The sequence below is a fragment of the Devosia sp. A449 genome (genome assembly GCF_054489375.1).
In genome coordinates this window covers 445,116-469,827 of the sequence record NZ_JBTMWU010000002.1, presented here as the reverse complement: position 1 = coordinate 469,827, position 24,712 = coordinate 445,116, and the positions used below count along the sequence as shown (strand labels likewise).

29 protein-coding genes are annotated in these 24,712 nt (G+C 59.9%); all 29 read right to left on the bottom strand.

All coding sequences use genetic code 11. From position 1 onward, the window contains the following. Position 1 precedes the first annotated feature (1 nt). Positions 2-535, bottom strand: coding sequence for a 30S ribosomal protein S5 (gene rpsE / locus ACX3OW_RS08125; protein WP_459095249.1), 534 nt, complete (start codon positions 533-535; stop codon positions 2-4). 23 nt (positions 536-558) lie between these two features. Then, a complete protein-coding gene (rplR, locus tag ACX3OW_RS08120) occupies positions 559-921 on the bottom strand; it encodes a 50S ribosomal protein L18 (RefSeq protein ID WP_459095248.1) in 363 nt (120 codons plus the stop codon). Between the two features lie 12 nt (positions 922-933). Then, positions 934-1,467, bottom strand: coding sequence for a 50S ribosomal protein L6 (rplF, locus tag ACX3OW_RS08115; protein WP_459095247.1), 534 nt, complete (start codon positions 1,465-1,467; stop codon positions 934-936). Between the two features lie 51 nt (positions 1,468-1,518). Beyond that, complete coding sequence (gene rpsH, locus ACX3OW_RS08110; protein WP_201653384.1) at positions 1,519-1,917, bottom strand: 30S ribosomal protein S8; 399 nt, start codon at positions 1,915-1,917, stop codon at positions 1,519-1,521. Positions 1,918-1,929: 12 nt separating this feature from the next. Beyond that, a complete protein-coding gene (rpsN, locus tag ACX3OW_RS08105) occupies positions 1,930-2,235 on the bottom strand; it encodes a 30S ribosomal protein S14 (RefSeq protein ID WP_459095246.1) in 306 nt (101 codons plus the stop codon). 30 nt (positions 2,236-2,265) lie between these two features. Then, positions 2,266-2,823, bottom strand: coding sequence for a 50S ribosomal protein L5 (gene rplE, locus ACX3OW_RS08100; protein ID WP_459095245.1), 558 nt, complete (start codon positions 2,821-2,823; stop codon positions 2,266-2,268). Then, on the bottom strand, positions 2,816-3,127 hold the full coding sequence (gene rplX, locus ACX3OW_RS08095; protein ID WP_459095244.1) for a 50S ribosomal protein L24: 312 nt from the start codon (positions 3,125-3,127) through the stop codon (positions 2,816-2,818). The genes rplE and rplX overlap by 8 nt, the downstream gene beginning before the upstream one ends. Continuing rightward, positions 3,127-3,495 carry a 50S ribosomal protein L14 gene (gene rplN / locus ACX3OW_RS08090; RefSeq protein ID WP_056251235.1) on the bottom strand — a complete coding sequence of 123 codons (369 nt, stop codon included), beginning with the start codon at positions 3,493-3,495 and terminating at the stop codon, positions 3,127-3,129. The genes rplX and rplN overlap by 1 nt, the downstream gene beginning before the upstream one ends. Positions 3,496-3,562: 67 nt before the next feature. Beyond that, positions 3,563-3,811: a 30S ribosomal protein S17 gene (gene rpsQ / locus ACX3OW_RS08085; RefSeq protein ID WP_459095243.1), complete on the bottom strand. Its 249-nt coding sequence runs from the start codon at positions 3,809-3,811 to the stop codon at positions 3,563-3,565. A 12-nt stretch (positions 3,812-3,823) separates the two neighbouring features. Next, positions 3,824-4,018 (bottom strand): 50S ribosomal protein L29, encoded by a 195-nt coding sequence (gene rpmC, locus ACX3OW_RS08080; protein WP_108459098.1) that lies wholly within the window; start codon positions 4,016-4,018, stop codon positions 3,824-3,826. An 11-nt stretch (positions 4,019-4,029) separates the two neighbouring features. Further along, positions 4,030-4,443 carry a 50S ribosomal protein L16 gene (gene rplP, locus ACX3OW_RS08075; protein ID WP_459095242.1) on the bottom strand — a complete coding sequence of 138 codons (414 nt, stop codon included), beginning with the start codon at positions 4,441-4,443 and terminating at the stop codon, positions 4,030-4,032. Between the two features lie 14 nt (positions 4,444-4,457). Further along, entirely contained in the window at positions 4,458-5,189 is a 732-nt protein-coding gene (gene rpsC / locus ACX3OW_RS08070) for a 30S ribosomal protein S3 (RefSeq protein ID WP_459095241.1), read from the bottom strand. Next, positions 5,189-5,569, bottom strand: coding sequence for a 50S ribosomal protein L22 (gene rplV, locus ACX3OW_RS08065; protein ID WP_459095240.1), 381 nt, complete (start codon positions 5,567-5,569; stop codon positions 5,189-5,191). The genes rpsC and rplV overlap by 1 nt, the downstream gene beginning before the upstream one ends. Position 5,570: 1 nt before the next feature. Further along, complete coding sequence (gene rpsS, locus ACX3OW_RS08060) at positions 5,571-5,849, bottom strand: 30S ribosomal protein S19 (RefSeq protein ID WP_459095239.1); 279 nt, start codon at positions 5,847-5,849, stop codon at positions 5,571-5,573. A 3-nt stretch (positions 5,850-5,852) separates the two neighbouring features. Beyond that, positions 5,853-6,692 (bottom strand): 50S ribosomal protein L2, encoded by an 840-nt coding sequence (gene rplB, locus ACX3OW_RS08055; RefSeq protein WP_459095238.1) that lies wholly within the window; start codon positions 6,690-6,692, stop codon positions 5,853-5,855. A gap of 17 nt (positions 6,693-6,709) precedes the next feature. Further along, entirely contained in the window at positions 6,710-7,003 is a 294-nt protein-coding gene (locus tag ACX3OW_RS08050) for a 50S ribosomal protein L23 (protein WP_459095237.1), read from the bottom strand. After that, positions 7,000-7,620, bottom strand: coding sequence for a 50S ribosomal protein L4 (rplD, locus tag ACX3OW_RS08045; RefSeq protein WP_459095236.1), 621 nt, complete (start codon positions 7,618-7,620; stop codon positions 7,000-7,002). Before rplD ends, ACX3OW_RS08050 begins: the two co-directional genes overlap by 4 nt. Then, positions 7,621-8,322, bottom strand: coding sequence for a 50S ribosomal protein L3 (gene rplC / locus ACX3OW_RS08040; RefSeq protein ID WP_459095235.1), 702 nt, complete (start codon positions 8,320-8,322; stop codon positions 7,621-7,623). Between the two features lie 85 nt (positions 8,323-8,407). Then, a complete protein-coding gene (rpsJ, locus tag ACX3OW_RS08035) occupies positions 8,408-8,716 on the bottom strand; it encodes a 30S ribosomal protein S10 (protein ID WP_046136738.1) in 309 nt (102 codons plus the stop codon). 64 nt (positions 8,717-8,780) lie between these two features. Continuing rightward, positions 8,781-9,971, bottom strand: coding sequence for an elongation factor Tu (gene tuf / locus ACX3OW_RS08030; protein ID WP_459095234.1), 1,191 nt, complete (start codon positions 9,969-9,971; stop codon positions 8,781-8,783). A 56-nt stretch (positions 9,972-10,027) separates the two neighbouring features. Then, the gene (fusA, locus tag ACX3OW_RS08025) at positions 10,028-12,118 is read right to left on the bottom strand and encodes an elongation factor G (RefSeq protein WP_459095233.1); all 2,091 of its coding nucleotides are present in this window, start codon (positions 12,116-12,118) and stop codon (positions 10,028-10,030) included. A gap of 11 nt (positions 12,119-12,129) precedes the next feature. Beyond that, a complete protein-coding gene (gene rpsG, locus ACX3OW_RS08020; RefSeq protein ID WP_459095232.1) occupies positions 12,130-12,600 on the bottom strand; it encodes a 30S ribosomal protein S7 in 471 nt (156 codons plus the stop codon). A gap of 12 nt (positions 12,601-12,612) precedes the next feature. After that, positions 12,613-12,984, bottom strand: a complete 372-nt coding sequence (gene rpsL / locus ACX3OW_RS08015) for a 30S ribosomal protein S12 (protein WP_286018378.1) — start codon at positions 12,982-12,984, stop codon at positions 12,613-12,615. A 545-nt stretch (positions 12,985-13,529) separates the two neighbouring features. Next, on the bottom strand, positions 13,530-17,714 hold the full coding sequence (gene rpoC / locus ACX3OW_RS08010) for a DNA-directed RNA polymerase subunit beta' (protein ID WP_459095231.1): 4,185 nt from the start codon (positions 17,712-17,714) through the stop codon (positions 13,530-13,532). Between the two features lie 78 nt (positions 17,715-17,792). Beyond that, entirely contained in the window at positions 17,793-21,932 is a 4,140-nt protein-coding gene (gene rpoB, locus ACX3OW_RS08005) for a DNA-directed RNA polymerase subunit beta (protein WP_459095230.1), read from the bottom strand. 347 nt (positions 21,933-22,279) lie between these two features. Beyond that, positions 22,280-22,648 carry a 50S ribosomal protein L7/L12 gene (rplL, locus tag ACX3OW_RS08000; RefSeq protein WP_459095229.1) on the bottom strand — a complete coding sequence of 123 codons (369 nt, stop codon included), beginning with the start codon at positions 22,646-22,648 and terminating at the stop codon, positions 22,280-22,282. 66 nt (positions 22,649-22,714) lie between these two features. Next, positions 22,715-23,236, bottom strand: a complete 522-nt coding sequence (gene rplJ / locus ACX3OW_RS07995; RefSeq protein WP_459095228.1) for a 50S ribosomal protein L10 — start codon at positions 23,234-23,236, stop codon at positions 22,715-22,717. A 314-nt stretch (positions 23,237-23,550) separates the two neighbouring features. Then, positions 23,551-24,243, bottom strand: a complete 693-nt coding sequence (rplA, locus tag ACX3OW_RS07990) for a 50S ribosomal protein L1 (RefSeq protein WP_459095227.1) — start codon at positions 24,241-24,243, stop codon at positions 23,551-23,553. Between the two features lie 4 nt (positions 24,244-24,247). Beyond that, on the bottom strand, positions 24,248-24,676 hold the full coding sequence (gene rplK, locus ACX3OW_RS07985) for a 50S ribosomal protein L11 (protein ID WP_459095226.1): 429 nt from the start codon (positions 24,674-24,676) through the stop codon (positions 24,248-24,250). Between the last annotated feature and the right edge of the window lie 36 nt (positions 24,677-24,712).

The window sequence follows — 24,712 nt, the reverse complement described above, 5'->3', positions numbered from 1 at the left end:
ATCAAGCTTCGACCGCAGTCTCGCCGCGGCGAGCCTGAAGTTCCGAAACCTTGAGGCCACGGCGGGAAGCAACCGAGCGCGGGCTGTCAACACGCTTCAGCGCGTCAAAGGTGGCCCGGATCATGTTGTAGGGGTTAGCGGTGCCCTGCGACTTGGCAACGATGTCGTTGATGCCAAGGGTCTCGAACACAGCGCGCATCGGACCACCGGCAATGATGCCAGTACCCGGAACGGCGGCGCGCAGGAAAACCTTGCCCGCGCCGTGACGGCCGGCCACGTCGTGGTGCAGCGTACGGGCGTCGCGCAGCGGCACGCGGATCATCTGGCGCTTGGCCTGCTCGGTTGCCTTGCGGATCGCTTCCGGCACTTCACGGGCCTTACCGTGACCGAAACCAACGCGACCCTTCTGGTCACCGACAACGACGAGTGCGGCGAAGCCAAAGCGACGGCCACCCTTGACCACCTTGGCCACGCGGTTGATGTGGACCAGGCGATCGACGAATTCGCTTTCGCGTTCTTGAACGTCTCTGCTCATAATGTTTCTTTCCTTGTCCGTGCCTAGAACTGCAGACCGCCCTCACGGGCAGCGTCTGCAAGGGCCTTCACACGGCCATGATAGATGTACGACCCACGATCAAAGATCACCTCGGCCACACCGGCCTTGGTACCGCGCTCGGCGATCAGCTTGCCGATCGTAGCAGCGGCGGCGGCAGTTGCGCCGTTCTTGACCTCGGACTTGATGTCCTTGTCGAGCGTCGAAGCGGCAGCCAGCGTACGGCCGGTCGCGTCGTCGATGATCTGAGCGTAGATATTCTTGTCCGAACGGAAAACCGACAGACGGGGACGACCGAAGGCACGAGCCTTGAGCGCCTTGCGGACACGAGCCTTGCGGCGTTCCACACCTTTTGCACTGATAGCCATTGCAGGCGCTCCTTACTTCTTCTTGCCTTCTTTGCGGAAGACGAACTCGCCAGCATAGCGAACGCCCTTGCCCTTGTAGGGCTCTGGCTTGCGCCACGCGCGAATTTCCGCTGCCACCTGGCCAACCTGCTGCTTGTCGATACCGGAGACGACGATTTCCGTCGGCACCGGGACAGTGAGCGTGATTCCCTTGGGGGCTTCGTAAATCACTTCGTGGCTGAAACCAAGCTGCAGCTTGACATCCTTGCCCTGCAGCGCTGCGCGATAACCAACGCCCTGGATGGCGAGCTTCTTTTCGAAGCCAGCCGAAACACCAATGACGATGTTCTGCAGCAGAGTGCGGGTCGTACCCCAGGCCGAGCGAGCAAACTTGGTGTCATTGGTGGGCGTAACCACCAGACCTTCAGCAGTCTCCTGGACGTTCACGACGTCCATGAGATTGATGCTCAACTCGCCCTTCGGGCCCTTGGCGGTGACGGTACGACCATTGATCGTAACTGCAACGCCGCTTACCGGTGCAACCGGTTTCTTGCCAGTACGTGACATTCTCGTTCTATCCTTGAGTAATCGTCTTACCGCGAATTCTAAGGCTGAGCCTTAGAACACGCGGCAGAGTACCTCGCCACCCACATTGGCAGCCTTGGCTTCGTGATCGGCCATCACACCCTTGGGGGTGGAGAGGATCGAAACACCCAGGCCATTGGCAACCTGCGGAATATTCTTAACCGAGGCATAGACCCGACGGCCGGGACGCGAAACGCGTTCGATCGTGCGGATGACGCCTTCATTGTCCGAGTACTTCAGTTCGATTTCGTACTCGGAAGCACCGTTCTCGAACTTCGTCTCCGAATAGCCGCGGATAAAACCCTCGGACTGGAGAACGTCCAGCACACGACCGCGAAGGGTCGAAGCCGGCGTCGAAACGGAATTCTTGCGACGCATCTGGGCGTTGCGGATACGGGTCAGCATGTCGCCGATAGGATCGGAAAAGCTCATCTCGGTTTCTCCTTACCAGCTCGACTTCACGAGGCCCGGGATCAGCCCCAGGTTACCCAGCTGACGCAGAGCGATACGGCTCAGCTTCAGCTTGCGGTAGAAGCCACGGGGACGACCCGAAACTTCACAGCGATTGCGGACGCGCACCTTGGCGGAATTGCGCGGCAGCTCGGCCAGCTTCAGCTGGGCGGCAAAACGCTGATCCATCGGGATCGACTGATCCTTGGTCTGCGCCTTGAGGGCGGCACGCTTGCCAGCATACTGCTTGGCGAGCGCAGCGCGCTTGTTGTTCTTAACGATGGAGCTGGTCTTTGCCATATCCTGATCCTTTATCCCTTCCCTGTCCGCTTACGTGCGGAAGGGGAAGTTGAATGCCTTGAGCAGCGCGCGCGCTTCATCATCGGTCTTGGCCGTCGTGGTGATCACGATGTCCATGCCCCAAACCTGATCGATCTGATCATAGTTGATTTCGGGGAAAATGATGTGTTCCTTGATGCCCATAGCGTAGTTGCCACGGCCGTCAAAGGAGTTCGGGTTCAGCCCGCGGAAGTCACGAACGCGCGGCAGCGCGACGGTCACCAGGCGGTCAATAAACTCGTACATGCGCGTCTTGCGCAGCGTGACCTTCACGCCCAGCGGCATGTCTTCGCGGACCTTGAAGCCAGCGATCGACTTACGAGCGTAAGTGATCACGGCCTTCTGGCCAGCAATGCGTTCCATCTCGGAAGCGGCGATCTTGACCTTCTTGGAGTCGGCGACAGCTTCGCCAACGCCCATGTTCAGGACGACCTTATCGAGCTTGGGCATCTGCATGATGTTCGTGTAGGAGAACTGCTCCTGCATGATCTTGCGGATGTTGTCTTCGTATTCAGTACGAAGACGTGGGACGTAAGCTGTCTCAGCCATCGATCGTCTCTCCGGTCGTCTTGGCGATACGCGTCTTCACGCCATCCGTGATCTGGAAACCAACGCGGCTGGCCTTGCCATCCTTGTCGGCGATCGAGAGATTGGACAGGTGGATCGGCGCTTCCTTAGTGAAGATGCCGGCATCGGTCGACGCGGTCTGCTTGGTGTGGCGCTTGACCAGGTTGATACCCTGGACAGTCGCACGGTTCTCGGTCGGGAAAACCTGGAGGACCTGGCCAGTTTTGCCCTTGTCCTTGCCAGCCAGGACGACGACCTTATCGCCCTTCTTGATCTTGGCAGCCATTACAGCACCTCGGGTGCGAGCGAAATGATCTTCATGTGGTTCTTGGCGCGGAGCTCGCGCGGAACCGGCCCGAAGATACGAGTGCCGATCGGTTCTTTCTGATTGTTGATCAGAACCGCGGCGTTCTTGTCGAAACGGATGACGGTGCCATCGGGGCGGCGAATGTCGTACGCGGTGCGAACCACCACGGCCTTCATGACCTGACCCTTCTTAACGCGGCCGCGCGGAATAGCGTCCTTGACCGAAACGACAATGATGTCGCCGATAGACGCATACTTGCGATGCGAGCCGCCCAGCACCTTGATGCACATGACGCGACGCGCGCCGGAATTATCCGCGACGTCGAGATTTGATTGCATCTGAATCATGACTGGATGCCTTCTTGTTGAACCGGCTTGGCCGTCATCCGGCTCGCCGACCTAAAACTAAATTCTCTTACGCGGATGGCGCAGAAGCCTCTTGAACCAGCGTCCAGCGCTTGTTCTTGGAGATCGGAGCACATTCCTCGATCCACACGATCTGCCCGATCTTGGCCACGTTGGCCTCGTCGTGCGCGTGGTACTTCTTGGAACGACGAACCACCTTCTTCATCACCGGGTGCGTGAAGCGGCGCTCGACGCGCACCACAACCGTCTTCTCATTGGCGTCGGAGACCACAGTCCCCTGCAAAACGCGCTTTGGCATGGTCGCGGCTCCTTACTTCGCTGCGTTCTTTTCGGCCAAGATCGTCTTGATCCGCGCGATATCGCGGCGGACCTTCTTGACCTCGGTCGGCTTTTCGAGCTGCTGGGTAGCACGCTGGAAACGCAGATTGAACTGTTCTTTTTTCAGGCCGACGAGCTGATCCTTCAGTTCGTCTGCGGTCTTGCTCCGCACATCACTGGCTTTCATGCTCGTTGTCCTTAGTCGGCAATGCGGGTGACAACCCGCGTCATGATCGGGAGCTTCATCGCGCCGAGGCGCAGAGCTTCCTTAGCAACGTCCTCGGGGACGCCATCGATCTCAAATACGATACGACCGGGGTGAACACGGGCGGCCCAGAATTCAACCGAACCCTTACCCTTACCCATACGAACTTCGGTCGGCTTCTTGGACACCGGCAGATCCGGGAAAATACGGATCCAAACGCGGCCCTGGCGCTTCATCTCGCGGGTGATCGCACGGCGAGCCGCTTCGATCTGGCGAGCGGTGACGCGCTCTGGCTCGGTTGCCTTCAGGGCGTACTGGCCAAAAGCCAGCTCGGTGCCGCCCTTGGCAGCGCCGTGAATGCGGCCCTTGTGTGCCTTGCGGAACTTGGTCTTCTTAGGTTGCAGCATAATGAACTAACCTCTTATGCGCGTTCGCGGTCGCCGCGCTCACGGCGCGGTTCACGCTCACTACGCTGCCCGCCATCGTTACCTTCGGTAGCGCGGCGCTCATGCGCGGTGGGATCATGCTCAAGCACTTCGCCCTTGAACACCCAAACCTTGATGCCGATGATGCCGTAGGTCGTCGCGGCTTCAGCAGTACCATAGTCGATGTCAGCACGCAGTGTGTGCAGCGGGACGCGACCTTCGCGGTACCACTCGCTACGAGCAATGTCGGCACCGCCAAGACGGCCACCAACGTTGACGCGGATGCCACCAGCGCCCATGCGCATTGCGGTCTGCACCGAACGCTTCATGGCACGACGGAAGGCCACACGGCGTTCCAGCTGCTGGGCAATGCCCTGGGCAACCAGCGTCGCATCGGTCTCCGGCTTGCGCACTTCAACGATGTTGATGTGCACTTCGCTGTCGGTGAACTGCTTCACCTTGGCACGGATCTTGTCGATGTCAGCGCCCTTCTTGCCGATCACGATGCCCGGACGGGCAGTGTGGATCGACACGCGGCACTTGCGGTGCGGACGCTCAATGACGATCTTGGACACTGCAGCGGCCTTGAGGTCGTTGAGCAGCATCGTGCGGATCTTCAGGTCTTCCTGCAGCAGGTTCCCGAAATCGCCCTTGTTGGCGTACCAGCGGCTGTCCCACGTCCGGTTAATACCGAGGCGGAAGCCGATTGGATTGATCTTCTGGCCCATTATGCGGCCTCCTCAACTTGCCGGACGATGATCGTCAGATGCGCGAATGGCTTCTGGATCTGCGAAGACCGGCCACGACCGCGAGCGACGAAGCGCTTCATGACGAGCGAGTTGCCCACAAAGGCTTCGGCAACGACGAGAGCGTCGGTATCGAGGCCATGGTTATTCTCGGCGTTCGCGATGGCGCTTTCCAGCACCTTCTTGACCTGACCGGAGATGCGCTTGTGGCTGAACTCGAGTTCGGCCAGGGCCTTCTCGACCTTCTTGCCGCGGATCAACTGAGCCAGAAGATTGAGCTTCTGCGGGCTGACGCGCAGCATGCGCAGCACAGCCTTGGCTTCGTTGTCCTTGAGCGCGCGCTGGGTTTTTGGCTTGCCCATCTTACTTCCTCTTGGCCTTCTTGTCGGCCGCGTGACCGTAGTAGGTACGGGTCGGTGCGAACTCGCCAAACTTGTGGCCGATCATGTCTTCGGTGACATTGACCGGAATGTGCTTGTGGCCGTTATGCACGCCGAAGGTAACACCCACGAACTGCGGCAGGACGGTCGAGCGGCGGCTCCAGATCTTGACCACATCGTTGCGGCCAGACGCGAGGGCCTTCTCGGCCTTCTTGAGCATGTAGCCGTCGACGAACGGCCCCTTCCAGATTGAACGGGTCATGGCTTACCTGCCCTTCTTCACGTGACGCGAGCGAACGATGAACTGGTCCGTCGCCTTGTTGCTGCGGGTCTTCTTGCCCTTGGTCGGCTTACCCCATGGGGTAACCGGGTGACGGCCACCAGAGGTACGACCTTCACCACCACCATGCGGGTGATCGATCGGGTTCATTGCCACACCGCGCGTGACGGGCTTGCGGCCCAACCAACGTGCACGACCGGCCTTGCCGAGCGAGGTGTTGGAGTGGTCCTGGTTCGACACGGCGCCAACGGTAGCAAGGCAAGTGCCATGCACGCGGCGCTGTTCGCCCGAGTTCAGGCGAAGGATCGCCCAACCTTGGTCACGACCGACATACTGGGCATACGCACCAGCCGAACGGGCGACCTGGCCACCCTTGCGGGGCTTCAGCTCGATGTTATGCACGATCGTACCGACCGGCATGCGTTCCAGCGGCATCGCGTTGCCCGGCTTCACGTCGACAGCGTTCATCGACGAGATGACCTTGTCGCCAGCCGATACGCGCTGGGGTGCCACGATGTAGGCGACGTCGCCGTCTTCGTAGTTAACCAGAGCGATCCAGGCCGTACGGTTCGGATCATATTCCAGACGCTCGATCGTCCCAACCACGTCAAACTTGACGCGCTTGAAGTCGATCAGACGATAGGTGCGCTTGTGACCGCCACCCCGATGGAACGAGGTGATGCGACCGCGATTGTTGCGACCACCGGACTTGGACAGACCTTCGGTCAAAACCTTGACCGGCTTGCCCTTCCACAGTTCCGAACGATCAGTAGTCACCAGATGGCGATGACCTTCGGAGGTGGGATTATAGTGCCTAAGAGCCATTTTTTGTCTCTATCCCCTTACAGGCCGGTCGAAATATCGATCGACTGGCCGTCGACGAGGGTCACGATCGCCTTCTTGACGTCGTTGCGCGTACCAATCCGGCCGCGGAAGCGCTTCACCTTGCCCTTGCGGACCAGGGTGTTCACTGCCTTGACCTTGACCGAGAAGAGCTGCTCGACAGCAGCCTTGATGTCGGTCTTGTTGGCATCAATCGCCACGTCGAAAACGACCTGGTTTACTTCCGAAGCCATCGTCGACTTTTCAGTCACGACGGGGTTACGGATGATGTCGTAAGCGCTGAGCTTGTTCATGCGAACCTCGCTTCCAGCGCTTCCAGCGCTGCCTTGGTCAGGACGAGCTTGTCGCGCTTCAGGATCGAAACAACGTTGATCCCCTGCACCGGCAGCACGTCGATATGCGGGATGTTGCGAGCGGACAGAGCGAAGTTCTCATCCACCACTGCACCATCGATAATCAGCGCGTTGGTCCATTCCAGCTTGCCGAAAGTGGCCAGCAGACCAGCGGTCTTGGCTTCCTTCTGGACAATGCTGTCGATGACGATCAGCGAGCCGGACTTGATCTTGGACGACAGAGCATGCTTCAGCGCCAGGGCGCGAACCTTCTTGGGAAGGTCGATGGCATGGCTGCGCGGGGTCGGACCGAATGCACGGCCGCCGCCACGGAACTGCGGAGCCTTGCGATCGCCATGGCGAGCGCCGCCCGAGCCCTTCTGCTTCACGAACTTCCGGCCGGTGCGAGCACCTTCCGAGCGGTTCTTGACGTCATGCGTACCGGCCATAGCCTTAAGCTGCTGGTAGCGAACCATGCGGTGCAGGATGTCCTGGCGGACTTCCAGACCGAAGACGTCGTCGGCGAGCTGGATCGTGCCAGCGGCCTTGCCGTCGAGGGTTGTGACCTTGAGTTCCATTTAGTTACCTTCCCCCGCGACTTCTGCGGCGGCCTTGAACGACCCCGGGAAGGCGGCGCCCTGCGGGGCCGGCTTCTTCACCGCGTCCTTGATCATGATCCAGGCGCCCTTGGAGCCCGGAACCGAACCTTGGATCATGATCAGGCCACGTTCCACGTCGGTCTTGACGACCTTGACGTTCTGCGTGGTGATGCGACGATCGCCCATGTGGCCCGGCATCTTCTTGCCTTTGAAGGTCTTGCCCGGATCCTGGCGCTGACCGGTCGAACCGATCGAGCGGTGCGAAACCGACACGCCGTGAGTGGCGCGCAGACCACCGAAGTTCCAGCGCTTCATACCGCCGGCGAAGCCCTTACCGATCGAAGTACCGGTGACGTCCACCAGCTGGCCTTCGAGGAAGTGGTCTGCCTGAAGCGTTGCACCGACCTCGATGAGGTTGGCTTCGTCAACGCGGAATTCGGCGACATGACGCTTGGGCTCGACCTTGGCAACGGCGAACTGGCCGCGCTCTGCCTTGGTGGTGTTCTTGGCCTTAGCCTGGCCTGCGCCAAGCTGCAGCGCGACGTAGCCGTCTTTTTCAGCCGTACGCTGGCCCACCACCTGGCAGTTCTGCAATTCCAGCACGGTCACCGGAACGTGCGAGCCGTCCTCGGCGAAAATGCGGGTCATGCCCAGCTTCTGTGCGATCAATCCAGAACGCATCGGTTATTACCTTCTCTCTTGGCGCTGTATCGGGTCATGACTTCAGAGGACCCTTTGTCTGATACGCGCGGAAACTTCTTTTTGCTTAGAGCTTGATTTCGACGTCGACGCCGGCGGCGAGATCGAGCTTCATCAGAGCGTCAACCGTCTGCGGGGTCGGGTCCACAATGTCCAGAAGACGCTTGTGGGTCCGAATCTCAAACTGCTCACGCGCCTTCTTATCGATATGGGGCGAGCGGTTCACGGTAAACTTTTCGATTCGCGTCGGCAGCGGAATCGGGCCGCGAACCTGCGCGCCAGTGCGCTTGGCCGTCGAAACGATCTCGCGCGTAGACGCGTCGAGAACGCGATGGTCAAACGCCTTGAGGCGAATGCGAATATTCTGACCGTTCATCTTGTAAATCCTGACGAAAATGGATCGCGGCGCGCTATTCGCGCGCCGCGAATGTCTTATGGGCTTACTTCAGGATCTTCGCAACGACGCCGGCGCCGACAGTGCGGCCACCTTCACGGATAGCGAAGCGGAGCTTCTCTTCCATGGCGATCGGAACGATGAGCTGAACGTTCATGTTGATGTTGTCGCCCGGCATAACCATTTCCGTGCCTTCCGGCAGGGTCACGATGCCCGTCACGTCCGTGGTACGGAAGTAGAACTGGGGACGGTAGTTGCCGAAGAACGGAGTGTGACGGCCGCCTTCTTCCTTGGTGAGGATATAGGCCTCAGCAACGAAGTCGGTGTGCGGGGTCACGGAGCCGGGCTTGCAGAGCACCTGGCCGCGCTCGACCTGCGTACGGTCGATACCACGGATCAGCGCACCAACGTTGTCGCCAGCCTGGCCCGAGTCGAGCAGCTTGCGGAACATTTCAACACCGGTGACGGTGGTCTTCTGCGTCGGCTTCATGCCGACGATTTCGACTTCTTCACCAACCTTGACGATGCCGCGTTCAACGCGACCGGTCACCACGGTGCCACGGCCCGAGATCGAGAACACGTCTTCGATCGGCAGCAGGAACGGCAGGTCAACCGGACGCTCGGGCTGCGGGATGTAGGCGTCAACGGCAGCCATCAGCTCGAGAACGGCGTCGTGGCCGAGCTTGCGGTCGCTGTCTTCGAGAGCAGCCAGAGCCGAACCCTTGATCACCGGGATATCGTCGCCCGGGAATTCATAGGAGGACAGCAGCTCGCGCACTTCCAGCTCAACGAGTTCGAGCAGTTCGGCGTCGTCGACCATGTCGCACTTGTTCAGGAACACCACCAGCGCCGGCACGCCAACCTGGCGAGCGAGCAGGATGTGCTCACGCGTCTGGGGCATCGGGCCGTCAGCGGCCGACACGACCAGGATCGCGCCGTCCATCTGGGCAGCACCGGTGATCATGTTCTTCACATAGTCAGCGTGGCCCGGGCAATCGACGTGAGCGTAGTGACGGTTAGCCGTCTCATACTCGACATGCGAGGTATTGATGGTGATGCCACGCGCCTTTTCTTCGGGCGCGTTGTCGATCTGCGAATAATCCCGGAACGCGGCGCCGCCGGTTTCAGCCAGCACCTTGGTGATCGCTGCAGTCAACGAGGTCTTGCCATGGTCAACGTGACCGATGGTGCCGATGTTGCAGTGAGGCTTATTGCGGGAAAACTTTTCCTTGCCCATCGCTTCTCTCCGTATTCGTTAGCCCTCGGGCCAACCTTGAGTTTGAGTTTCTTGTTTTAGGCGTACTTGGCCTGGACTTCGTCGGCGACTGCCTGCGGCACTTGCTCGTAGTGATCGAACGTCATCGAGTACTGTGCACGTCCCTGGCTCATCGAGCGCAGCGAGTTCACGTAGCCGAACATGTTCGCGAGCGGCACATAGGCATTCACGACCTGGAGAACACCACGGCTTTCAGTGCCATGGATCTGACCTCGACGGGAGTTCAGGTCGCCGATGACGTCACCCATGTAATCGTCGGGCGTCACAACTTCAACCTTCATGATCGGCTCGAGGATCTTCGGCGACGCCTTGCGCAGAGCTTCATTGAAGCCCGCACGACCGGCGATTTCGAAGGCCAGAACCGAGGAGTCCACGTCGTGGTAAGCGCCTTCGGTCAACGTCACCTTGACGTCCACGATCGGGAACCCGATCAGCGGACCGGCCGGCATGACCGACTTCACGCCCTTTTCGACGCCCGGGATGTATTCCTTGGGCACCGAGCCGCCAACGACGGCGTTAACGAATTCGAGACCCTTGCCGAGTTCACCCGGCTCCACGGTCAGCTTGACACGAGCAAACTGGCCCGAACCACCCGACTGCTTCTTGTGGGTATAGTCCACATTGGCCGACTTGGTGATCGTCTCGCGGTAAGCCACCTGGGGCTGACCGATATTGGCCTCGACCTTGAATTCACGGCGCATGCGGTCGACGAGAATGTCGAGGTGAAGTTCACCCATGCCCGAAATGATGGTCTGGCCGGATTCTTCGTCGGTCTTGACGCGGAAGGACGGGTCTTCAGCTGCCAGGCGGTTCAGGGCGAGGCCCATCTTCTCCTGGTCGGCCTTGGACTTGGGTTCCACCGAAATGTCGATAACCGGCTCAGGAAAGATCATCCGCTCAAGGATAACCTGCGCGTTCGATGCGCACAGCGTATCGCCCGTGGTGGTGTCCTTGAGGCCAACGATAGCGACGATGTCGCCAGCATAGGCTTCCGTGATCTGCTCGCGGCTGTTCGAGTGCATCTGGAACAGACGACCGATACGCTCGCGCTTTTCCTTGACGGTGTTCTCAACCATCGTGCCCTGCTCGAGCTTGCCCGAGTAGATGCGTGCGAAGGTCAGCGAACCCATATGCGGATCGTTGGCGACCTTGAAGGCCAGCATCGACAGCGGCTCGTTATCGTCGGCATGACGCTCGATCGGCAGCTCGGTGCGCGCATCGATACCCTGGATAGCCGGGATATCGGCAGGCGACGGCAGGAAGGCCACAACGCCGTCCAGCAGAGGCTGCACGCCCTTGTTCTTGAAGGCCGAGCCGGCATAGACGAGGAAGAACTTGGTGTCGATGACGCCACGACGCAGCAGGCGACGGATGGTGTCATTGTTCGGCATATCGCCGTTCAAATAGGCTTCCATCGCGTCGTCGTCGAGTTCGACGGCGGCTTCGATCATCTTCTCGCGGTACTCAGCGGCCTTGGCCTTGAGGTCCTCGGGGATCTCAACGACGTCCCAGGCAGCGCCCAGCTCTTCGTTGTGCCAGATCAGAGCGTTCATCTCGATCAGATCGACGACGCCCTTGAATTCGGTCTCAGCACCGATCGGCAGCTGCACAGCAACGGCCTTGGCGCCCAGACGGGAGCCAATCATCTCGAGGCAGCGATAAAAATCGGCGCCGACCTTGTCCATCTTGTTGACGAAGATGAGACGCGGAACATTGTACTTGTCGGCCTGGCGCCAGACGGTTTCCGTCTGCGGCTCAACACCGGCATTGGCGTCCAGCAGTGCAACGGCACCGTCAAGCACACGCAGCGAACGTTCGACTTCAATGGTGAAGTCCACGTGGCCGGGGGTGTCGATGATGTTGAAGCGGAACTGCGTGCCGTCGCGGCCCTTCCAGAAGGTCGTGGTGGCAGCGGAGCTGATGGTGATGCCGCGTTCCTGTTCCTGCTCCATCCAGTCCATGGTCGAGGCACCATCGTGCGTCTCGCCCATTTTATGGTTCTTGCCGGTGTAATACAGGATGCGTTCGGTCGTTGTCGTCTTGCCAGCATCAATGTGAGCCATGATGCCGAAGTTACGGTAATGATCGATCGGGTGCTGACGGGTCATATTGGCTCCTACTACCAGCGGTAGTGCGAGAAGGCGCGGTTGGCATCAGCCATACGGTGCGTGTCTTCGCGCTTCTTGACGGCCTGGCCGCGACCATTGAGAGCGTCCATGAGCTCGCCGGAAAGGCGCTCGCGCATGGTGTTCTCGCCGCGCTTGCGGGCAGATTCGATCAGCCAGCGAATGGCCAGGGCCTGCTGACGCTCGGTGCGAACTTCGACTGGGACCTGATAGGTGGCACCGCCGACACGACGCGAACGAACTTCAACCGACGGGCGGATGTTTTCGAGCGCAGTGTGGAAGACCTCGATCGGGTCCTGCTTGACCTTGGCTTCGACGATGTCGAAGGCACCATAGACGATGCTTTCAGCAGTCGACTTCTTGCCGTCCTTCATGAGCGAGTTCATGAACTTGGTCAAAATCAGATCGCCGAACTTAGCATCCGGGATAACATCGCGTTTTTCTGCGCGGTGACGACGGGACATATCTCGATCTCCTTACTTCGGACGCTTCGCGCCATAATGCGAACGGCGCTGCTTGCGGTCCTTGACGCTCTGCGTATCAAGAACGCCGCGCAGGATGTGATAACGAACGCCAGGGAGGTCGCGCACGCGGCCACCACGGATCAGGACCACGGAGTGTTCCTGCAGGTTGTGGCCTTCGCCCGGGATATACGAGATGACTTCGCGCTGATTGGTCAGGCGAACCTTGGCGACCTTACGCAGAGCCGAGTTCGGCTTCTTCGGGGTCGTCGTATAAACGCGAGAGCAAACGCCGCGCTTCTGCGGATTTGCTTCCATGGCCGGAACCTTGTTCCGCTTTGGCTTGCTGGCGCGTGGTTTGCGGATCAGCTGATTAATGGTGGGCATTGCGCTCTTTCCATCGTCCAAAATTCATTGCGGTCTAGAAAAACCAAACCAAAACGGCGCTCATCCGAACCCAAAAGGTACGGCGGCGCCCTAATTGCAGCGGACCACCCACATAAATGGGCAGTCTTGCGCACAAGGATTTGCTTCGTCTAGTTACCCGGCAGTGTGTTTGAGTGTCCTGGATGCCCGCACAAGATGGCAGGAGCCCGGTGTGACATTCACGACCGACCGCTTAGGTAGCCGCTGTTTAGAACCGACTCGCCCAGCCGTCAAGGATTCTTTCGTGAAAAAACGGAGGGGGAGCCATGCAGGGGCTTGCCATCCGTTTGCTTCGGTGCCTGCAGCAACGTCAGGCCTATCCTGGGCTCGCAGCGGGACCCGCCCCCTGCCCTTCGCACCTGTGTCGGCTCAGCGACGCCGATATCCGTCCCGCAATGACGCAAGAGGTTAACAGGCGCTTGCGCGGTCGCGTCAAATTCAATTCCGGACCGGCAAAAAGAAAGGGGCCCTGAGGCCCCTTTCACGCATTCCATAATAGCGGACGCTTACTCGGCGGCGGGTGCTGCGATCTGCACGGTGGCCGCCTGACGGCGACGCTCGTCCAAGATCAGATCGTCGCGCTTGGTGGCGATCAGCTTGGCCGAGGAAATGCCGGCACCGGTACCGGCCGGGATCAGCCGACCGACGATGACGTTTTCCTTGAGGCCTTCGAGCAGATCGGCCTTGCCGGAAACCGCCGCTTCCGTGAGGACGCGGGTGGTTTCCTGGAACGAAGCGGCCGACACGAACGAGCGGGTCTGCAGCGACGCCTTGGTGATGCCGAGCAGCACGGGGTTGGCCGTTGCCGGCTTCTTGCCGTCGGCGACCAGCGCGTCGTTGAGCTCGTCGAAGTCCAGCTTGTCGAGCTGCTCGTCCTTGAGCAGGCCGGTATCACCTGGATCCACGATCTCGACCTTCTGCAGCATCTGGCGAACGATCACCTCGATGTGCTTGTCGTTGATCAACACGCCCTGCAGACGATAGACCTCCTGGATTTCATTGACGAGGTAACGAGCAAGCTCTTCCACGCCCTTGATGGCCAGAATGTCGTGCGGCGCCGGGTTGCCGTCGAGGATGTATTCACCCTTTTCAATGGCGTCGCCTTCCTGGAGGTGGAACGGCTTGCCCTTGGGGATCAGATACTCGACCGGATCAGCACCCTCTTCATGGGGCTCGATGATGATGCGACGCTTGTTCTTGTAGTCGCGACCAAAGCGGATGGTGCCATCGATCTCGGCGATGATGGCGTGATCCTTGGGACGACGAGCCTCGAACAATTCAGCCACGCGCGGCAGACCGCCCGTGATGTCCTTGGTCTTGGCGCTTTCCAGCGGAATACGCGCCAGCACGTCACCCGGCGATACCTTCTCGCCCGGCTCGACCGCGATGACCGCGTCGACGGAGAGCAGGTAACGGGCTTCGCCACCACGTTCCACCTTCTGGACCAGACCATCACGCGCCACGGCAAGAGCCGGCTTGAGGCCCTCGCCACGCTGATTGGTGCGCCAGTCGATGACAACGCGCTTGGTGAAGCCGGTCGCTTCGTCGGTATTTTCCGCAACGGAAGCACCGTCGACCAGATCCTCGAACACGACCTCGCCCTCGACTTCGGCGAGAACCGGACGGGTGTAGGGGTCCCATTCGGCCAGACGCTGGCCACGGCGAACGCTGTCGCCTTCCTTGACCAGCAGCTTGGAACCATAGGTCACCTTGTGGGTGGCGCGTTCCTTGCCGTCGGTATCGAGAATGGCGAGCGACACGTTACGGGCCATGACGACCAGCTTGCCGCCTTCAACCAGCACCACGTTCGGATTGCGGATGGCAATCGTGCCTTCCGCGCCGGATTCGAGGAACGAGCTGTCGACCACCTGTGCCGTGCCACCGATGTGGAACGTACGCATGGTGAGCTGGGTACCGGGTTCACCGATCGACTGTGCGGCGATGACGCCCACAGCTTCACCCATGTTCACGGGAGTACCGCGAGCAAGGTCACGGCCATAGCAGGCCGCGCAGGTGCCCTGGCGCATGTCGCAGGTCAGCGGCGAACGGATACGGATCGACTGGATCCGGGCGTCCTCGATGACATCGACATCCTTCTCTTCCAGCAGCGTGCCCTTGGCGGCGATCAGATCGCCGGTCAGCGGGTGGAAGATGTCGTCGGCAGCGGTACGGCCCAGCACGCGCTGGCCGATCGAAGCCACAACCTGGCCGGCATCGACGATCGGCTCCATGGTCAGGCCGCGTTCGGTGCCGCAATCGGTCGACACGATGATCGCATCCTGCGCCACGTCGACGAGACGACGGGTCAGGTAACCCGAGTTCGCGGTCTTCAGCGCCGTATCCGCGAGACCCTTACGGGCACCGTGGGTGGAGTTGAAGTACTCAAGAACGTTCAGGCCTTCCTTGAAGTTGGCCGTGATCGGGGTCTCGATGATCGAGCCGTCGGGGCGGGCCATCAGGCCGCGCATACCGGCGAGCTGCTTCATCTGCGCCGGCGAACCGCGGGCGCCGGAGTGGCTCATCATATAGACCGAGTTGATCGGCTTCTGACGGCCGGTTTCCTCGTCGATCTGCACCTTGCGGATCGCGTCCATCATCTCTTCGGCGACCTTGTCACCGCACTTGGCCCAAGCGTCGACCACCTTGTTGTACTTTTCGCCCTGAGTGATCAGGCCGTCATTGTACTGCTGTTCGAACTCTTCGACCTGCTTACGAGCCGCTTCCACGATGGTGTACTTGGAAGCCGGGATAACCATGTCGTCCTTACCGAACGAAATGCCCGCATCACATGCATTCTTGAAACCGAGCTGCATGACGCGGTCGCAGAAGATCACAGTCTCCTTCTGACCGCAGCCACGGTAAACCGTGTCGATCATCTTGGAGATCATCTTCTTGGTCATCAGCTGGTTTGCCGTCGAGAATGGCACCGCAGCGTGCTTGGGCAGGATCTGCCCGATCAGCATGCGGCCCGGGGTCGTTTCCACGATCTCGGTGGTCTCGTTGCCGTTCTCGTCGAACGCGGCCACGCGGCCTTTGATCTTGCTGTGCAGCGTGACGATCTTGTTGTCGAGCGCATGCTCGAGTTCGGCATAGGAACCGAACGCCATGCCTTCGCCGGGCTCTTTCTCGTTCATGAGCGAGAGATAGTAGAGACCCAGGACGATATCCTGCGACGGCACGATGATCGGCTGGCCGTTGGCAGGGTGCAGGATGTTGTTGGTCGACATCATCAGCACGCGCGCTTCCAGCTGCGCTTCGAGCGACAGCGGAACGTGCACAGCCATCTGGTCACCGTCGAAGTCGGCGTTGAAGGCCGAGCAGACGAGCGGGTGCAGACGGATGGCCTTGCCTTCGATCAGGATCGGCTCGAACGCCTGGATGCCCAGACGGTGAAGGGTCGGAGCGCGGTTCAGCAGAACTGGGTGCTCGCGGATCACTTCGTCCAGGATATCCCAAACCTCGGGCTTTTCCTTCTCGACCAGCTTCTTCGCCTGCTTGACAGTGGACGAGAAACCCTTGGCTTCGAGGCGCGAGTAGATGAACGGCTTGAACAGCTCGAGCGCCATCTTCTTGGGCAGGCCGCACTGGTGCAGCTTGAGGTTCGGACCCACGGTGATGACCGAACGACCCGAATAGTCGACGCGCTTGCCGAGCAGGTTCTGACGGAAGCGGCCCTGCTTGCCCTTGAGCATATCGGACAGCGACTTCAGCGGACGCTTGTTGGCACCGGTGATGGTGCGGCCACGGCGGCCGTTGTCGAACAGCGCGTCCACAGCTTCCTGCAGCATGCGCTTTTCGTTGCGGATGATGATGTCCGGAGCGCGCAGCTCGATCAGGCGCTTCAACCGGTTGTTGCGGTTGATCACGCGGCGATAGAGGTCGTTCAGGTCGGAGGTCGCAAAGCGACCGCCATCCAGCGGCACCAGCGGACGCAGTTCGGGCGGGATGACCGGAATGACGGTCATGATCATCCACTCAGGCTTATTGCCCGAGACGATGAACTGCTCGACGATCTTCAAGCGCTTGGCGAGCTTCTTGGGCTTAAGTTCAGTGGTGGACTCAGCAATTTCCACGCGCAGGTCGGCCGCGATCTTCTCGAGATCGAGGGCCAGCAGGATATCGCGGATGGCTTCGGCGCCAATCTTGGCGGTGAAGCTGTCGGCACCATATTCGTCCTGGGCGTCGAGGAACTGCTCTTCAGTCAGCAGCTCGTGCTGGGTGAAGGGCGTCAGGCCCGCATCGAGAACGACGTAGTTTTCGAAGTACAGGATGCGCTCGATGTCCTTCAGCGTCATATCGAGCAGCAGCGCGATACGCGACGGAAGCGACTTCAGGAACCAGATGTGAGCGACCGGAGCGGCCAGTTCGATATGGCCCATGCGCTCGCGACGAACGCGGCTCAGGGTGACTTCCACACCGCACTTTTCGCAGATGACGCCCTTGAACTTCATGCGCTTGTACTTGCCGCACAGGCACTCATAGTCCTTCACGGGGCCAAAGATGCGCGCGCAGAACAGGCCGTCACGCTCAGGCTTGAACGTGCGGTAGTTGATGGTCTCGGGCTTCTTGATCTCGCCGTACGACCAGCTCAGGATTTTCTCGGGCGACGCGATCGAGATTTTCATCTGATCGAAGGTCTGCACCGGGACGGCCGGGTTGAACGGGTCCATGACGTGGGAATGATGATTCATCAATTCTCTCCTCTTTCCGTCGGGAGCGGGCTGACGCCCGGCTCCCTCAGGAAGTGAATGGGGGTAGGATGCGCCGGATTATTCCGCCGCTTCCTGAGGAGGTGCGAGCTCCGCTTCGTGGCTGGAGCCATCCTCAATCTCACGCATGTCGAGTTCGACATTGAGACCGAGCGAACGGATTTCCTTGACCAGAACGTTGAAGCTCTCGGGGATGCCCGGCTCGAATGTATCGTCGCCGCGCACGATGGACTCGTAGACCTTGGTACGACCAGCCACGTCGTCCGACTTGATGGTGAGCATTTCCTGGAGCGTATAAGCCGCGCCATAGGCCTCGAGAGCCCACACTTCCATCTCGCCGAAGCGCTGACCGCCGAACTGGGCCTTGCCGCCGAGCGGCTGCTGGGTGACCAGCGAGTAAGGACCGATCGAACGGGCGTGGATCTTGTTGTCCACCAAGTGGTCGAGCTTGAGCATATAAATATACCCAACCGTCACCTGACGATCGAACTGCTCGCCGCTACGGCCGTCATAGACGGTCGACTGGCCGGAGGCCTTGAGCCCTGCCCGCTCAAGCATCACGACGATGTCGGCTTCCTTGGCGCCGTCGAACACGGGCGTCGCGATCGAGACACCCTTGGAGAGGTGCTCGCCGAGGCGGACCATGCCGTCGTCGTCGAGGTCGGTGATGGCTTCATCACCGGCAAACAGATCCTGCACTTCGAGGCGCAGCGGCTTCAGGTCGCCATTGCGATGATACGCACGGACCATCTCGTCGATCTTCTTGCCCATGCCGGCGCAAGCCCAGCCCAGGTGAGTTTCGAGGATCTGGCCGACGTTCATGCGCGATGGCACGCCCAGCGGGTTCAGCACGATGTCGACCGACGTACCATCTTCCAGATACGGCATGTCTTCGATCGGCACGATACGCGAGACAACGCCCTTGTTACCGTGACGGCCGGCCATCTTGTCGCCCGGCTGGATCTTGCGCTTGGTGGCGATGAAGACCTTGACCATCTTCATCACGCCCGGCGGCAGTTCGTCACCGCGCTGCAGCTTGTCGACCTTGTCGATGAAGCGCTGTTCGAGCAGACGGCGGCTCTCTTCATACTGAGCATGAAGAGCTTCCATCTCGGTCATGACCTTGTCGTCATCAACCGCGAACTGCCACCACTTCGAACGGGGCTGAGCCTCGAACATCTGGTCGTTGAGCTTGGTGCCGACGACATAGCCCTTCGGGCCAGCCGTTGCTGCCTTGCCGAACAGCATCTCCTTGAGACGCGCATAGACGTTACGGTCGAGGATCGACTGTTCGTCGTCACGGTCCTTGGCGAGACGCTCGATTTCCTCGCGCTCGATGGCCATGGCGCGCTCGTCCTTGTCGATGCCGTGGCGATTGAACACGCGCACTTCAACAACAGTACCAGCATCGCCCGGCGGCACGCGCAGGGAGGTGTCACGAACGTCCGAAGCCTTTTCGCCGAAGATGGCGCGAAGCAGCTTCTCTTCCGGGGTCATCGGCGATTCACCCTTGGGGGTGATCTTGCCGACCAGGATGTCGCCCGGCATGACTTCGGCGCCGATATGCACGATGCCGGCTTCGTCGAGGTTCTTCAGCGCTTCTTCCGACACGTTCGGAATGTCGCGGGTGATTTCCTCAGGCCCCAGCTTGGTATCGCGCGCCATCACTTCATATTCCTCGATATGGATCGAGGTGAAGACGTCCTGCATGGCGATCTTTTCGCTGAGCAGGATGGAGTCTTCGAAGTTGTAGCCATTCCAGGGCATGAACGCGACGAGCACGTTGCGGCCCAGAGCGAGATCGCCCAGCTCGGTCGACGGACCGTCGGCGATGATGTCGCCCTGGTTCACGTGATCGCCCACGACGACCAGCGGACGCTGGTTGATGCAGGTGGACTGGTTGGAACGCTGGAACTTCATCAGATTGTAGATGTCGACGCCCGACTTCGACGCATCGGTTTCTTCCGTTGCGCGAATAACGATACGGGTGGCGTCCACCTGGTCGACGATGCCCTTGCGCTTGGCGACGATGGCGGCGCCGGAGTCACGCGCCACGATAGCTTCCATGCCGGTACCGACAAAAGGAGCTTCGGCGCGCAGCAGCGGCACAGCCTGACGCTGCATGTTCGAGCCCATCAGAGCCCGGTTGGCGTCGTCATTCTCAAGGAACGGGATCAGCGAGGCGGCAACCGACACCATCTGCTTGGGGGAAACGTCCATCAAGTCGACGTTTTCCTTGGGCGTCAGGCCGTTGTCACCGGCGTGGCGAGCCACCACCAGATCGTCCTGCAGCGTGCCGTCCTTGTTGAACTGCACGTTGGCCTGGGCAACGTAGTGCTTGGCCTCTTCCATGGCGGAGAGATAGACCACGTCCTCGGTGAGCACACCGTCCACGATCTTGCGGTACGGGGTTTCGATGAAACCGTACTTGTTGACGCGGGCGAAGGTCGACAGCGAGTTGATCAGCCCAATATTGGGACCTTCCGGGGTCTCAATCGGGCAGATACGGCCGTAATGGGTCGGGTGCACGTCACGGACTTCAAAGCCGGCACGCTCACGGGTCAGACCACCAGGCCCAAGCGCCGACAGGCGACGCTTATGGGTGATTTCCGAGAGCGGATTGGTCTGATCCATGAACTGGGACAGCTGCGACGACCCGAAGAATTCACGCACAGCGGCAGCAGCCGGCTTGGCGTTGATCAGATCCTGCGGCATCACCGTGTCGATTTCGACCGAGCTCATGCGCTCCTTGATGGCGCGTTCCATGCGGAGCAGGCCAAGGCGATAGGAGTTTTCCATGAGTTCGCCGACGGAGCGAACGCGGCGGTTGCCGAGGTTGTCGATGTCGTCGATTTCGCCGCGACCATCACGCAGGTCGACCAGCGTGCGGACGACTTCCACGATGTCATCCTTGCGCAGGGTGCGCATGGTGTCGGGGGCATCCAGCTCAAGGCGCATGTTCATCTTGACGCGGCCAACAGCGGACAGGTCATAGCGCTCGCTGTCGAAGAACAGCGACTGGAACATGGCTTCGGCGGTGTCGACGGTCGGCGGCTCGCCCGGGCGCATGACGCGATAGATGTCGAACAGCGCGTCTTCACGCGTCTCGTTCTTGTCCACGGCCAGCGTGTTGCGGATATAGCCACCGATCGAGATGTGATCGATGTCGAGGATCGGCAGCTCGGTGAAGCCCAGTTCGACCATCTGGGTCAGGGTCTTTTCGTCGAGCTCGTCACCTGCCTCCATGTAGACCTCGCCGGTCTGCAGGTTGATCAGGTCTTCGGCGACATACATGCCATAGAGGTCTTCATCGACTGCCAGCAGGTGCGTCAGGCCGTTTTCGGCCAGCTTCTTGGCCTGGCGGGCCGAGAGCTTCTTGCCAGCTTCGTGGACCACGTCGCCGGTCTTGGCGTCGATCAGGTCCTGCGACGGCTTGGCATTCTTCATCTTCTCCGCGTCATACGGCTTCTGCCAGCCGGTCGCGGTCTTTTCGAAGGTGAGGGTGTTGTAATAGGTCGCCAGGATTTCCTCGGTATCCATACCAAGGGCCTTGAGCAGCGACGTTACCGGAATCTTGCGGCGACGGTCGATACGGGCGAACACCACGTCCTTGGCGTCGAACTCGATATCGAGCCACGAACCGCGATAGGGGATGATGCGCGCGGCAAACAGCAGCTTGCCCGACGAGTGGGTCTTGCCCTTGTCGTGATCGAAGAACACGCCGGGCGACCGGTGCATCTGCGAGACGATAACGCGCTCGGTGCCGTTGACGATAAAGGTGCCGTTCGACGTCATGAAGGGCATGTCGCCCATATAGACGTCCTGCTCCTTGATGTCCTTGACCGAACGAGCGCCGGTTTCCTCATCGACTTCGAACACGATCAGCCGCAGCGTCACCTTGAGCGGGGCAGCGAAGGTGATGTCGCGCGCACGGCACTCGTCGATGTCGTATTTGGGCTGCTCGAACTCGTACTTCACGAATTCGAGAGAGGCTGTATTGGAAAAGTCGGTGATCGGGAAAACCGAACGGAAGACGGACTGAAGCCCTTCATCGGGACGGCCACCCTTGGGCTCGTCAACCAACAGAAACTGATCATAAGAGGCCTTCTGGACCTCGATCAGGTTGGGCATCTCCGTGACTTCGCGAATGGATCCGAAGGACTTGCGAACCTTGCGGCGGCCGTTGAACGTGGTAGCCATGAGGGCTCCTTTGTCTAGCGATTGTCTCGGAGGCACATATCCAAAGACCCGACAATCAGCCGTCGGGCATCGGGGTATATGCCTTTGATAGGCAGTAAATTAGGCTCAGTGACGCCTGCAAACTTCCCCAGCCAGAGAAAGCAGACCCGAAAACGCCAAACACCCCATGGTCGATAAACCATAGGGCCACGTGGACGTCAGCGTGCCTCAGACATCAAAATCGTCATATATTCCGCAAATTGGCGCCTGGAACCCATCCAATCGGCCCGGCGAATCATCTCGTAGAGACGAAGTAGCGAAATGGCACATAGCGCGCCATCTCGCAATATTCAAGGCAAGAGTCGAAATTACTTGAATTCGACCTTGGCGCCGGCAGCTTCCAGCTTCTTCTTGATGTCTTCGGCTTCAGCCTTGTTGACACCTTCCTTGACGGCCTTCGGAGCGGCCTCAACCAGAGCCTTGGCTTCGCCGAGACCCAGGCCGGTGATGGCGCGGACTTCCTTGATGACGTTGATCTTGTTTTCGCCGAAGGAGGCGAGGATCACGTCAAATTCGGTCTGCTCTTCAACGGCAGCAGCCGGAGCGGCGGCAGCAGCAGCAGCAGCCGGAGCAGCGGCGGAAACGCCCCACTTCTCTTCGAGCATCTTGGACAGTTCCGAAGCTTCCAGAACGGTCAGGGCAGACAGGTCGTCTACAATCTTGGCGAGATCGGCCATTTGATAAATCTCTCTTTTTAGGTGTTCAGTTCAAACCAGAATGGTCCCACGAAAGGACCTATGGGGTTACGCTGCTTCGTTGCTCTTTTCCGCGTGAGCGGCCAACACACGAGCGATGCCACCAGCCGGCGCCACGATAACCGACGCGATACGCGTAGCGGGCTGCTTGAGCATCCCGGCCAGCGTTGCGCGCAGCTCGTTGAGCGAAGGCATGGTCGCCAACGCCTTGACGCTATTCGCGTCAAGAGCGGTCTGGCCCATAGCGCCACCAAGAACGACGTATTTCGCGTTCTTTTCAGCAAACTTCGCCGCAATCTTCGGCGTCGTCATTGGGTCAGCCGCATAAGCGATGACGATCGGCCCGGTAAACAGGGCCGACATGTCCGCATTGTCGGTTTCTTTAAGAGCAAGCTTGGCAAGACGGTTTTTAGCGATCTTGACGTAACCACCGGCAGCCTTCACCTCACGGCGAAGCACTTCCAGATTGGCTACGGTCAGACCGGAATTCTGCGCAAGGACGATCGACCCAGCGCCCGTAAGGGCCGCCTGGAGCGATGCGACAAGCTCACGCTTTTCCGCTCTTTCCACTGCTAGTCTCCACATTGAGCCCGGCATAGTCGTGCCGGGCCATTGCCAATTGCTGCCCTCCGATCTCCATAAAGGAGGAGAGGAGCAACGGTTAAACGCCTGTCAACCGTGCTGCCCGGAAGGGCAACTGGCCTGGTTCGAACCGCGATCACCCTGCCCCGGTTGGAGCAGGAAAATTGTGGTCTCACCCCATCTATGCTGGCGTCGGTGGACATTAAGCTGACCCAGATTGGTCAGCACCGGCAGTCTCGGACAGGACTTTATGTCTCCCTTGCGAGAGACAAAACCGGGCGACCGAAGCCGCCCGGAATTTCTTACAGAGCCGAAGCCGGCTCGACGTGAACGCCAGGGCCCATGGTCGAAGACACGGCGACGCGCTTCACATAGGTACCCTTGGCACCGGCAGGCTTGGAGCGCTGCACGGCGTCGGTGAACGCCTTGATGTTCTGCAGCAGGGCTTCTTCCGAGAAGGAAACCTTGCCAATGCCGGCATGCAGGATACCGGCCTTTTCGACGCGGTATTCCACGGCGCCACCCTTGGCAGCCTTGACGGCGCCGGCGACATCGGGGGTAACCGTGCCAACCTTGGGGTTCGGCATCAGGTTGCGCGGGCCCAGGATCTTACCCAGGCGACCGACCAGCGGCATCATGTCAGGGGTGGCAATGCAACGATCGAAATCGATCTTGCCAGCCTGGATGGCTTCCATCAGGTCTTCGGCACCAACGATGTCGGCGCCAGCCTTGCGGGCTTCGTCAGCCTTGGCATCCTTGGCGAACACTGCAACGCGCACGGTCTTGCCGGTGCCGTTGGGCAGGGTCACCACACCACGGACCATCTGGTCAGCGTGGCGCGGGTCAACGCCAAGATTGATAGCAAGTTCAATGGTTTCGTCGAACTTGGCCGAGGCGCGCGACTTCACCATCTTGATGGCTTCTTCGAGCTTGTACAGCTTGTTGCGGTCGATGCCCTCACGGGCCTTCGTGATCTTCTTACCAGCGTGTGCCATTCAATCAGCCCTCGACCTGAATGCCCATGGAACGGGCAGAGCCGGCGATCATCGACACAGCAGCGTCGATATTGTCGGCGTTAAGATCCTTCATCTTCTTCTCGGCGATATCACGCAGCTGAGCCACGGTGATGGTGCCAACCGACTCGGTGCCCGGCAGCTTGCTGCCCGACTTGAGGTTGACGGCCTTCTTGATGAAGTAGGTGACCGGCGGAGACTTCATCTCGAAGGTGAAGCTCTTGTCGGCATAGGCGGTGATCACGACTGGAATGGGCGAACCCTTTTCCATTTCCTGCGTGGCAGCATTGAATGCCTTGCAGAATTCCATGATGTTCAGACCGCGCTGACCGAGAGCCGGCCCGATCGGCGGGGACGGCGTTGCGGAGGCGGCGGGCACCTGCAGCTTTACGTAGCCAACGATTTTCTTTGCCATAATCGTCCTATCTAAATGCGCCCGCTGTCACGCGGA